The sequence below is a fragment of the Arcicella sp. GW821-FHT09D11 genome (assembly GCF_059416265.1).
The window spans coordinates 167,871-180,272 of sequence record NZ_JBWKOV010000007.1 but is presented as its reverse complement, the minus strand read 5'-3'; the positions used below and the strand labels follow the sequence as shown (position 1 = coordinate 180,272).

Here is a 12,402-nt window from a genome sequence, read left to right as displayed (position 1 = left end):
GGATGACTAAGGATATTATACAAATTTTTAATGCTGCTGTCGATGCTGTTAAGCCTTCACAATTGCTTAGCAATTATCTATTAGTGGAAGATGATGCTATTCAAATTTGCGGAGAGTATTTCCCTAAAAATATTATACAGCATATTTATGTAATAGGTGCAGGGAAAGCAGTAGCTGCCATGGCATTTGAAACGGAAAAGATACTAGGAGATTATATCACAGCAGGCGTTATTACAACAAAATATGGACACAAAATAGCTACTGAAAAGATAAAAGTCTTAGAAAGTGCCCATCCTATACCCGATGAAATGGGTGAAATGGCTGTAAAAGCTACAATTGATTTATTACAGGATGTATCCGAAAACGATATCATCATTTGTTTAATAAGTGGCGGGGCATCATCATTATGGTGTGATGTACCCACTGGATTATCTTTGCAAGAAATACAATCAACCTTTGAGCTTTTAATAAAATCAGGAGCAGGAATTGATGAAATTAACATCGTCAGAAAACACCTCTCAGCCATCAAAGGAGGACAATTAATTCGGTATTGTGGGAAAGCAAAAGTATTTTCATTGATGATTAGCGACGTCCCCAACGATGATTTAGGCGTTATTGCTAGTGGCCCTACTGTACCAGATTCATCTACTTTTCAAGAGGCAATGGATGTGATTATAAAATACGATATTCTTTCTAATTTGCCTGCCAACATTAACGATTATCTACAAAAAGGCATTGATGGAATAATTGACGATACTCCTAAGGCTGGGGATGAACTTTTTAAAAATACCACTACTCGGATTATTGCTAATAACATATTAGCTCAATTGGCTGCTGAAAAAAAGGCTAAAAGATTGGGTTACAAAACTATGTTAATTCCTGAGATTGTAACGGGCAATACAGTAGTCGAAGCTAAGCAATTTATCAAGACAATATTAGCACATACAGATGACAAACCTATATGCATTATACAGGGTGGTGAAACTACTTTAAAAGTTACTGGTCATGGTAAAGGTGGACGAAATCAACACTTTATGTTAGTAGTTTTACAAGAACTAAAGAAAATGAATATTCTTGATACCAATATTGAATTTTCAATATTAAGTGGTGGTACAGATGGCACAGACGGTCCGACGGATGCCACTGGTGCCCTGATAAACAGGGAAGCAGTAGCAACAATTATAGCAAATAATTTATCCATAGAAAGCTATTTAGTGAATCATGATGCATACCATTTTTTTGAGCAAACAGGAAACTTATTGATTACAGGCCCTACACAAACCAACGTGATGGATATTATGATTGCTATCATCCAATAAACTATCTCAAAGATGTCCTATTATTTACTTTTCATTTTAGTCGCCAGCATTAGTTTTATTGTATGGGCAACCGCTTATAAAAAGCTTAATGCTTTCTTTGCTTTAACGCTAGCAGCACTCTTTGTAGGGTTATTAAGTGATTTGACCCTTGTTACGATAGTTGCTACGCTAAAAATTGGCTTTGGACACACCATGGAAAAGATTGGTCTCCTCATAATACTCGGTACAACGCTAGGGATTATTCTTGAAAAGACGGGTGCTACAACGAGTATGGCCAATGCGATTTTAAAAATGGTGAATGAAAATAATGCTCCCGCAGCCATTGCTTTAACAGGCTTTATCATAGGCTTTCCTATCTTTTGTGATAGTGGTTTTATTATTTTAAGTGGGTTGAATCATTCACTTGTCAAGAAAACACATCATCGTATGCCAGTGATGGCTACTGCTCTCGCTACCTCCTTATATGCGGTTCATTGTCTAGTCCCGCCACATCCCGGTATAACTGCAGCTGTAGGAACAATAGGGGGCGATTTAGGAATGGTAATGCTTTGGGGAATTGCCTTGGCAGTGCCAGTAGCTTTGATAGGCTATTTTTGGAGCATTTGGCAAGGAAAAAACATTACACATGAGTACATTGAGCAAGAGAATGTAACCATATCAACAGATTTTTCACCTTCTGCTACCCGTTCGTTTTTGCCAGTATTACTGCCGATTGCCTTAATAGGAATCAAATCAATTGTATTTTTATTTACTTCAAAAGAAATGAATGAACAATCGGCGCTGCTTAAATTAATGGCATTTATAGGAGAGCCAGTTATCGCATTGGCTATCGGAATCCTTGCTTCTTTAACGCTAATAGAAAAGCGGTACAAAAAAGATTTATCTCATTGGCTCACCGATGGCGTAGATAAAGCAGGAATGATTTTAGCCATTATTGCTGCTGGAGGAATGTTTGGCGAAATGCTTCAATCAACGGGTATTGGAAAAAATTTGGGAGAAATGTTAAGTGGATATACGCTTGGAATATTCTTTCCATTTATTATTACCGCTATTTTAAAAACAGCTCAGGGGTCATCTACCGTTGCTATTATTACAGCATCGTCCTTAATTACCCCAATGCTTGCTTCATTGGGGCTTAATAATTCTGTAGACTTAACGTTGACTATTCTGAGTATGGGTGCTGGCAGTATGATGATAAGTCATGCCAACGATGCCTATTTCTGGGTAATTAGTAGATTTTCAAACCTTGAGACTGCTACAACCTTAAAAGTATATAGCACCGCAACACTGGCAATGGGTATTACGGCACAGGTAATTATTTGGGGGTTATCTTTCCTACTACATTGATAATAATTGATACATTATTTTCAATATTATCTGTAGTCATCGTCGCTTATTTGCTTTTAGTTAGCTTTGAAATGCCTTTTTTCAACTTAGCGGCTAAGTCATTATCATCTTTCTCATAGTCGATTTCACCAATTAAAAATCCATAAGGTTTTAAAGGATCAATATGGTCACAAATAATTTTTAGGATAGCTGTTAATGGAATGGCTAAAATAATGCCCGGGATACCCCAAATAAGTTCACCAACTACTAAAGCAATAATAGTAAACAAGGGGTTTATCTTTACTTGTGGCCCTAAAATGAGGGGTTCTAATACCCATCCTTGGATAAATTGAACAACTCCATAAACAGCAACAATACCTCCTAATACAGATGGGGAACCACCGTGTAAAGCTGTGACCAATATGGTAAGGGTAGTACCTGTAATATTACCTACAAAGGGGACAATCTCTAATAATCCACACAAAATGGCAAAGAATATAGCGTTTTTTACGCCCAAGATACTGAACCCAACACCATACATAATCCATAAACAGACAATCATTTTTGAAAGACCAAATAAATATTGTTGAGAAACATTAGTGGCTTTACTAAGGATTTGCCCCATTTCATGCTGTTGGTTGGACGGTACCAGTTTCAAGAAAAACTTTTTTATATGATTGCGATAATATAATAAAAAGAACACATAGGCCAATAATAAAACTAATGCTGTGACTAGCCCAGCAATTGATGACAATGTCAATTGCATAATGCTACCAAGTGAAGGTTGTTCTTGTTTTAATATTTTGGATTGCTGTTCTACAGATATTCCAAGATGATTGAAGATATATTCTTGTACGCTTACTCCCCATTTAATCGCTTTTTGTTTAATTTCAGCCATGTCTTTTACTAGCTCGGAAACTTTCCAACCGAGTAATGCCATTAAGCTAGCCATGATTAATACTAGAACGAGCAAGCAAATAAAAGCTGACAACCCTTTATGCAGTCCTTTCTTCTCTAAAAAATTACATAGCGGTATAAAAAGGGTAGCTAAAATACTTCCAATCAGTAATGGAATCAAGAACTCTTTTGCAAAGTGCATTCCTGCCAAAACCAGAAATAAGAGAAGCATTTTTTTTATGATGGAAGTATTGGTGATAGTCATTTTTAATGATGTATTGTTAGAAATTGGTGGAAATTAGTGTACGAAATAGCAATAGACTAGTTTGCAATTTTCAAAATATTTAGGTGTTATCATACTATATTTAGTATCTACTTTAATGCAGGTACAATTATTTCAAGGGCCTCAGGCATAATTGAAGCTTTTACTTCTTTTATTTTACCCATATATTCTCCATCTATTTGAAAATGCACTTTTTTAGACGAGCGCATGGTGAGTGAGGTAGTCTGAAAAACTTCTATTTTATCAGGGTCATATTCCTGATGTTGAGATATCATTTTAAAAATTTCATAAGGAGATATTTTCTTGATGACTATTACCTCAAATAGCCCATCGTCAAGTTTGCCAATAGGGTTAATAACTGCGCCACTTCCATATTGGGTAGCATTGGCAATCACAATCATCTCGGCTTTTAAGTGATGAACTTTATGATTGGTATGTATAGCCACTTCCATCAATGGATTTTGCCACAGTACCTTCAAAGAAGCAATTAAATATCCCCACATCCCACGAATACCCTGTTTTTCAAACTTTTTAATGGCATAAGCGTTTAAACCTATATCACTCAGGTGAATACATAATTGGTCGTTGATTTTCGTTAAATGAATTTTTTTAATAGTCCCCGTTACCAGTGTCTCTAAAGCTTGCTCTGGATTATTGCTGATGCCTAATTCTTTTGCCAGTCCATTCGCTGAACCTGCTGGTAATATGCCTAAAGGAATATTGGTGTTAATCAAGCATTCGGCCACTAATTTGACTGTTCCATCACCCCCAACCGCAATTACTTGATTAGGAGAAAACGCTAAGATTTTTTGATTAATGGCTTCCGTGGTACAATTCTTTTGTAAATCATATATTTCGATAATATATTGTTTTAAAACAAAGTATTCACTGATTAATAAAGACCAATTTCTGGAACTACTCCCTGCACCTGTATTGACGATAAAGAGTAATTTTAGGATATTCTTTTCCTGCATAGGTAAATACATAATTATACTAAACAATCTCTTATATAGTATCTTTTAAATTTATAATTAAAATGAGAAAAAAATCATACCAGCGAAATGCCACAGTTAAAGTATATCATGGATATGGGCATCAAGATAACCTTATTGTTTATGGTCATGTTTTAGCAGGAAATCCGCCACGTGCTGTTGTTGACAATCACCTTATCTCTAACATTATTCATTTAGTGAAGATATTTTCTGTAAAACCCATTGCGGGAGTTAAGGTACGTTTGCAGTGGGACAATCAGTATTATTATACCAAAACAGCGAGTGATGGCTTTTTCAAGTTCGAATGGAAATCTGCTAGTAAAATTGTAGCAGGATGGCATGCAGTTTTTATAGATTTAGTAGGTCCACATGATAAAGTATTGGCTACAGGAGAAGGGAAAATTTTTGTACCAGAAGCTACTCAATATGGATTCATTTCGGATATTGATGATACCGTACTGGTCTCACATTCAGCTAAAACGGGCAAAAAATTAAGGGTGATGTTTACTAAAAACCCCCTAAGCAGAAAAACGTTTGCTGATGTAGTGAAATTTTACAGATTGCTTTCGTTGGCTCATACTGAACCAAACTTATTGAATCCTTTCTTTTATGTATCTAGTAGCGAATGGAATTTGTATGATGATTTAAACGTTTTTTTTAAACATAATCAATTGCCCAAAGGAGTATTTTTATTGAATGAGATTAAACGTTGGTATCAATTATTAAAAACAGGAGCCACAAAGCACCAAGGAAAATTAATGAGGGTAGTAAGACTGTTTGAAGCATTTCCTAAACAACGATTTGTCTTATTAGGCGACAATTCACAAAAAGACCCTGCTATTTATGCAGCCATTGCCAATAAATATCCAGACAAAGTTGTGGCTATTTATATCAGGAATGTAAGCCCTAAAAAAGAAGAAATTACGTTATCTTTGATGAAGTCGATAACTAATAAAAATATTCAGACTTGTCAATTTGAACATACTGACGAAGCTATTTCGCATGCTAGAGATATAGGGTTGATTGTTTAGTATAGAGAAATATAATCACATCGAATATAGTTGAAAATAATCTTCAAAAACAGTCAAGGAAATGATTAATAAAGTAGTGAATACTGCCCAAGAAGCAGTAAAAGATATTGAAGATGGTGCGGTGTTAATGTTGGGGGGCTTTGGTTTGTGTGGTATTCCTGAAAATAGTATTGATGCTTTAATCCAAAAGGGAGTAAAGGGGTTAACCTGTATTTCTAACAATGCTGGTGTGGATGATTTTGGAATAGGATTAATGCTGAAAACGCGTCAGGTAAAAAAAATGATTTCATCTTATGTGGGAGAGAATAAGGAATTTGAAAGACAATTGTTATCAGGAGAATTAGAAGTTGAACTTATCCCACAAGGCACGCTTGCTGAAAGAATTCGAGCTGGAGGCGCTGGCATTCCTGCTTTCTTCACGCCTGCTGGTGTGGGGACAGAGGTAGCGGAAGGAAAAGAAGTCAGAAAATTTAACGGTAAAAAGTATTTACTAGAAAGTGGATTAAAAGCTGATTTTGCTATTGTAAAAGCATGGAAAGGGGACACAACAGGCAATTTAATTTTCAAAGGAACGGCACGGAATTTTAATCCTATGATGGCAACAGCGGGTACCATTACTATTGCTGAAGTAGAAGAGTTAGTACCAGCAGGAACCTTAAATCCTAATGATATTCATACAGCAGGAATTTATGTTCACCGTATTTTTCAAGGGAAAGATTACCAAAAAAGAATAGAACAAAGAACAATTGCAAAACCAGTAGTATCGAAAGAAACAGCATCTCCTCCTATCCTAGGAATTGGGTTAGATAAAAATCAGATAGCCAAGCGAATAGTACAGGAGTTGAAAGATGGCTATTATGTCAACTTAGGGATTGGCATTCCTACATTGGTGGCTAATTATATTCCAGCAGATATTAATGTGATTCTACAATCTGAAAATGGCTTGTTGGGCATTGGTCCTTTCCCGACAGAAGAGCAAGTGGATGCTGATTTGATTAATGCAGGTAAGCAAACCGTAACCATGCTAGCAGGGTCTTCATTATTTAGCTCTGCCGAAAGTTTTGCCATGATTCGTGGCGAACATGTAGATTTGACTATTTTGGGAGCAATGGAAGTTTCGGAAAATGGGGATATTGCCAATTGGAAAATCCCTAACAAAATGGTGAAGGGGATGGGTGGTGCAATGGATTTAGTAGCATCTGCTAAAAATATCATTGTTGCCATGCAACATGTAAGTAAAGACGGGAAGTCTAAATTATTAAAGCATTGTAGTCTACCAATAACAGGAATTGCCTGTGTAAAAAAAATTGTCACAGAGTTAGCAGTATTGGAAGTATTACCAGAAGGAGGGTTTAAGTTATTAGAAATTGCTCCAGGCATTAGTATTGAAGATGTACAAAAGGCAACAGAAGGGAAATTGATTGTAGAAGGAGAAATCCCAACGATTAGCATTTAGAATTTATTTATAAAAGAAAAAAGATAGCCTTAATAGCTATCTTTTTTTCATTATTCCAAATCTGTAAACCCAATTTATCAGATATTAATATCCTGGATTTTGCTTGTATAAGCCATTGGTGAAGGTAATTTCTGCCTGTGGAATTGGCAAATACTCATCTCTCCCAGCGGTAAATTTAGCAGTCGCTAAAAAGGTTCTTTTCGTTTTTTCTATGTTGATATAGCCATTCAATGTAGGCTCTGCAATGCCCCAACGTACTAAATCAAAGAAACGAGAACCTTCAGTTGCAAATTCTAAACGACGCTCCCATTGCAATGCTTTACGAGCAAAATCTTGTGTCCAACCTGTAGCTGAATACTGTTTTACATTATATTTTGAAGCGAATGTACCGTCTAATTTTTTCAATCTACCTGTACTTTCAGAAGCTCTTTTTCTGATTTGATTGATTAATGGTAGTGCTTTATCATGCTGACCTAGTTCAATATACGCTTCTGCTTGAATTAATAGGATATCATCATAACGAAGGATGTCATAGTTTTTAGCAGTTCCCATAAATGGTCCAAGTTTGAAATACGATGAACTAGTAGCTAATTGTTGAAAACGCATCGAGTGGAAATTACCATATACGCCAGCATCACGCACCCAGCTATTACTGAATGGTTTTGTATTATCGTACTTATATGGATGCCCGTCTATACCTACAGTATGGTCAAGACGCGTATCAACTGTTGCGGTTGCTAAATCAACATTTCCATTATTAAAGGTGTCGAATAATGGTAAGCCGTTGGCATCAGTAGCATGAGCATTTACCAAATTCTGACTTGGAGCATGAAAGCCACAACAGCCATATTGAGGAGCACCATGTGGGTAATTTAATCCATCTTCAAAACTCAAACGACCAGCCGTTGTTCCATCATTAATCGTAAACTGAATAGCGAATATTGATTCTGGTCCATTCTCAGTTTCTGGAAGAAAATTATCAGCAATGTCTCCACTTAAACTATATTTTCCAGACGAAATTACTGCTTGTGTTAAAGTAACTACTTCTTGTAACCTTGTTTTGTTGATGTTGGTTACTTTATGATTATTATCTTGTTCATACGCCTGATATAATCTTAATTTAGCTAAATATGCTTGGGCAGCCGTTTTGTTTGCTCTTCCAATTTCTGGTTGACTAGCAGGTAAATTATCTACAGCATATTGTAAATCAGCGGCAATTTTATTCCATGATTCATCATTGCTGAGTGTATTTGATACTTTTAGAATATCGTCACTAGAAGCGGTTTCATCAAAAATTGGAATATTTTTGTATAAAAGTTTCATCGTGAAATAACTGTGAGCTCTCAAGAAACGTAATTCTGCCAAACGGATTTTTTTATTTGGATAACTCGTTTCCGAAAGCGTATTTACCGCACGCAAAGCCACATTACATCTTGAAATAGATTTAAACAAATTTTGCCAAGTACGCGTAACGAATGAACCAATCGTTGGAGTGACTAAATTGTAATGCTCGATGGCATCAATTTCACCCACGTCACCAGTACCACCCCCGCCTTTATAAGCATCGTCTGAGCGAACACTACCGTATACCCAATTGCTATAAATAGGACCAATCATGTCACCGTTGCCGATGGCAGCATACGCCGAAGTTACTAATCCTTCAATCGCAGTTGGAGAGGTTAAATCTGAGGATGATAATACCCCCGTAGGCGTATATTCAAGGGCATCTTTGCAAGCACTTAAACCAAGTAAGCCTGCAACAAATATGATTGGAAGTATCTTATTTTTCATGTTTTTTAAATTTGAGTTTATAAAAGCTGTCGGATTTCGTTAGTCAGCCTTCAGCTTTAAAATTTATATAACAACTACTGTTGAATAGTGTTATTTGCTAAGCGTTATTAAAAAAGCTGACATCTGATAGCAGATAGCCGAATGCTTAGAATGACGCATTAACACCAAATGTAAAAGTCTTCGGAATTGGAACTGGGCCGAGGTCAATGCGTTCTGGGTCTGGACTTAAATAACTACTGCTTTTTATCCAGAACAAGTTTTCAGCCATGACATAAAAACGAAGTCTTGAGAACACTACTTTCGGTTGAAGTGTATAACCAAACTGAATATTACGTATTTTGAAATACGAAGTATTCACCATGAAATAATCAGAAGTACGTCCTTCATTGTTATTATCCTTCAGCGTTAAAGCAGGAACATTTGTATTAGTGTTTTGTGGCGTCCAACCGTTGAATACCCCTGGTCCAACGTTTTCTCTACTCTTCATTAAATTATTAAACAACGTATATACATCAAAGCCTGATCTACCTGCTACACCCGAACCAAAGATGGCTAAATCAAAGTTTTTGTATGATACATCTAGTCTTAAACCATATTCAAGTGTTGGAAGCGTTGTGCCAATCCAAGTTCTATCTAAGTCATCAATTTTACCATCACTGTTAATGTCTACATAACGGATTCTGCCTGGCCCTGCTCCTACTTGCGTTGGTGCAGCATCTACTTCTGCTTGCGACTGGAAAAGTCCGTTAGTTTTATACCCGAAAATATCAAACTGAGAATGACCGATAATTGTATTAACTAAGTTCCCTGCATACGCTGGGCGTACATTTTCAGGCAATTCTGTGATTTTATCTCTGAAATGAGCAAAGTTTGCCGTTACATTATATTTAATGCCATTCTCAACTTCACCATGATAGCCTAATACAAATTCCCATCCTTTGTTAGATTTAGAAGCACCATTTACTGCTTTTGACTGACCTTCACCGAGGGCAGAAGCTACAGGAGGTGTAATCAAAATCCCTGTTGTTTGGCGAGTAAAGTAATCAAATGAACCAAAGATTTTATTGTTTAGGAATGCAAAGTCAATCCCTGCATTTATCTCTTCAGTAGTTTCCCATTTCAAGGCAGAATTTGCTGCTTGGGTCTGAACAAAACCTGATGGCAAAGTCCCTGTGTTAGCGCCTGATAATGAATAAGCTGTACCAATGTTCATGTATTGCTCCCAGAAACCTCCAGATAATTGTGCTTGTGTAGTTCCGTATCTTGTGTCAAATAAGCCAAAACGAGCTAAATCACCGATTTGTTGATTACCCACACGCCCTACTCCTACTCTTGCTTTTAATTCTGTAATCAGTTTACTGTCTTTCAAGAAATTTTCTTTATCAAGCTTCCATCCGAATGAGGCAGCAGGGAAAATACCATATCTGTTATCAGTACCAAAACGTGAGGAGCCATCACGACGGATAGTAAGAGCTAATAAATATTTATCATCCAAATTATAATCAACACGACCAAACTGTGAGAACAAACGATGACCCGTTGACCCCCCCGATACGGTAGTATTTCCTGTACCAGCATTCAGCGTAAAGTAATCTTCCGTTTGTAATGCATAACCTTCTTTCTTAGTAGTTTGGAAATCTAAATCAGTTTTGATGTATTCCGTACCCGCTAAAAATTTAAAGTGATGTTTTTCGTTTAAATCCCAGTTATAGCGTAATGTGTTTGACCAAGTAACGCTTAGGAAATGATTCTGGTCGAAAAGCAAGCTATTCGTTGTACGGTTGAATGCACCTTCAGAGAACGTAGGCGTAATTACTTTATTCAAATACCTTGAATCGTCTGCTCCGATATTGGTTTTGAAAAACAAGTTTTTAATAGGTTGAATTTCAATAAAGACATTTCCAAAAGTACTCAAACGGTTTGCATTATTCCATTTTGCAATGTCTTGCATGTGTAATGGGTTATTTCTATCAGAATAACCACCACCCGAGGCACCTGCATAAGTAACACCATCTTTTTGGAATACAGGAATTGTTGGAACCAACGTAACTGCTAGGCCAGTTGTTGATGCTCCTCCCAAATCGTTAGCAGTTAATGTTTCATTGGAATTGGCAATACGAAGGCTAAGACCGATTTTTAATTTATCATCAAAGGCACGGGTAATGGCGTTGATACTACCATTCAAGCGGTCATAATTTGTGAATCTTAGCATCCCTGTATTTTTGAGTTGACCAAAGTTTACTTCTAACGAAGAAGTTTTATTACCCGTCGAAAGCGTAAAATCATTTCTAGTAACAATACCTGTTTTATACATTACATCTTGCCAGTCGGTATCACCTACAGGAGTATTTGGGTCGCCCCCTACAAAAGGTTTTACCGAAACGCCATTTAGAACAGGATTGCTATAGTTTTTATTCCAATCAAAATTATAGATTTCACCATAACCCGATGCTGGGTCTTGTCCGTCGTTGATGGATGCTTGCCAAAGGGCTTTACCTCTATCAATGGCATTCAACATTTTAAAACGCATCGCTTTTTCAGACTGAAAAGAGACACTACTATTGAACTGAAATTCTATTTTGCCATTGGTATTACCACCATTTTTAGTAGTCACAATAATTACTCCATTGGAAGCACGAGCACCATAAATAGATTCAGCCGAAGCATCTTTTAATACTTGTACAGACTCAATATTAGTTGGGCTAATGTTTTGAAATACTTCTGGACGAGTGGTTGGAATTCCATCAATGATATATAATGGGTCATTATTTCCCAAAGTATTTGCTCCACGAATCAAGATTCGGCTGTTTGAACCATTCGGAGAACCATCTTTTTCAATATACAAACCCGCGACACGTCCTTGCAAGGCTTGCATAGGGTTTCCCGAACTAATATTTTTTAGAGGCTTCATATCTACAATGGCTACTGCTCCTGTTAAGTCTTGCTTTTTAGAAGAAGTATAACCAACTACTACAACTTCGCTAAGTTCTTTTCCGGGAGTCAGAGAGACAACGATATTACTCAATCCTTTTATCGAAACGTCTTTAGTTGTGTAACCAACAAATGATATGGTAAGTGAAGTAGCACTTTCGGGTACTGTGATGGTAAAAAGCCCATCTACATTTGTTGAAGTTCCTTTAGGCGTACCCGTAATGAGCACATTGGCGCCAATAAGCGTCTCATTTGATTCAGCCGCCACTACTTTACCAGTAATGGTTCTTTGCTGTGCGAGGGCAAGTTGTACCGTACAAAGCAGCACGGTAATGCTCAGTAAAAAGTTTTTCATGTTGAAATTGTTTAGTTATTA

The 12,402-nt window shown here is 36.8% G+C and carries 8 protein-coding genes and 1 pseudogene; 5 read left to right on the top strand and 4 right to left on the bottom strand.

Going from position 1 to position 12,402, the window contains the following annotated elements; genetic code table 11:
- Nucleotides 1-2 precede the first annotated feature (2 nt).
- Together AC07N0_RS18635 and AC07N0_RS18630 are read left to right on the top strand one after the other, a co-directional pair.
- Nucleotides 3-1,319 (top strand): glycerate kinase type-2 family protein, encoded by a 1,317-nt coding sequence (locus AC07N0_RS18635; protein ID WP_494590447.1) that lies wholly within the window; start codon nucleotides 3-5, stop codon nucleotides 1,317-1,319.
- 12 nt (nucleotides 1,320-1,331) lie between these two features.
- Nucleotides 1,332-2,666, top strand: a complete 1,335-nt coding sequence (locus AC07N0_RS18630; RefSeq protein WP_494590446.1) for a GntP family permease — start codon at nucleotides 1,332-1,334, stop codon at nucleotides 2,664-2,666.
- A gap of 46 nt (nucleotides 2,667-2,712) precedes the next feature.
- Here the strand turns inward: AC07N0_RS18630 and AC07N0_RS18625 are convergent, their stop codons facing one another.
- Nucleotides 2,713-3,774, bottom strand: a complete 1,062-nt coding sequence (locus AC07N0_RS18625) for an AI-2E family transporter (protein WP_494590445.1) — start codon at nucleotides 3,772-3,774, stop codon at nucleotides 2,713-2,715.
- Between the two features lie 140 nt (nucleotides 3,775-3,914).
- Nucleotides 3,915-4,799, bottom strand: a complete 885-nt coding sequence (locus tag AC07N0_RS18620; RefSeq protein WP_494590444.1) for a diacylglycerol/lipid kinase family protein — start codon at nucleotides 4,797-4,799, stop codon at nucleotides 3,915-3,917.
- A gap of 62 nt (nucleotides 4,800-4,861) precedes the next feature.
- Here AC07N0_RS18620 and AC07N0_RS18615 point away from each other — a divergent pair, with 62 nt between their 5' ends.
- The 3 genes and pseudogenes from AC07N0_RS18615 (at nucleotide 4,862) to AC07N0_RS18605 (ending at nucleotide 7,304) form a co-directional block, all read left to right on the top strand.
- Nucleotides 4,862-5,848 carry an App1 family protein phosphatidate phosphatase gene (locus AC07N0_RS18615; protein WP_494590443.1) on the top strand — a complete coding sequence of 329 codons (987 nt, stop codon included), beginning with the start codon at nucleotides 4,862-4,864 and terminating at the stop codon, nucleotides 5,846-5,848.
- Nucleotides 5,849-5,909: 61 nt separating this feature from the next.
- Nucleotides 5,910-6,596 (top strand): annotated as a pseudogene (locus tag AC07N0_RS18610) (CoA transferase subunit A); the annotation flags it as partial.
- Entirely contained in the window at nucleotides 6,579-7,304 is a 726-nt protein-coding gene (locus AC07N0_RS18605; protein ID WP_494590488.1) for a 3-oxoacid CoA-transferase subunit B, read from the top strand. The pseudogene AC07N0_RS18610 and the gene AC07N0_RS18605, both read left to right, overlap by 18 nt.
- 84 nt (nucleotides 7,305-7,388) lie before the next feature.
- On the opposite strand, the gene AC07N0_RS18600 is transcribed toward AC07N0_RS18605, so the two are convergent.
- Nucleotides 7,389-9,095: a RagB/SusD family nutrient uptake outer membrane protein gene (locus tag AC07N0_RS18600; protein ID WP_494590442.1), complete on the bottom strand. Its 1,707-nt coding sequence runs from the start codon at nucleotides 9,093-9,095 to the stop codon at nucleotides 7,389-7,391.
- Nucleotides 9,096-9,240: 145 nt separating this feature from the next.
- Nucleotides 9,241-12,381, bottom strand: coding sequence for a SusC/RagA family TonB-linked outer membrane protein (locus tag AC07N0_RS18595; protein WP_494590441.1), 3,141 nt, complete (start codon nucleotides 12,379-12,381; stop codon nucleotides 9,241-9,243).
- Nucleotides 12,382-12,402: the final 21 nt, after the last annotated feature.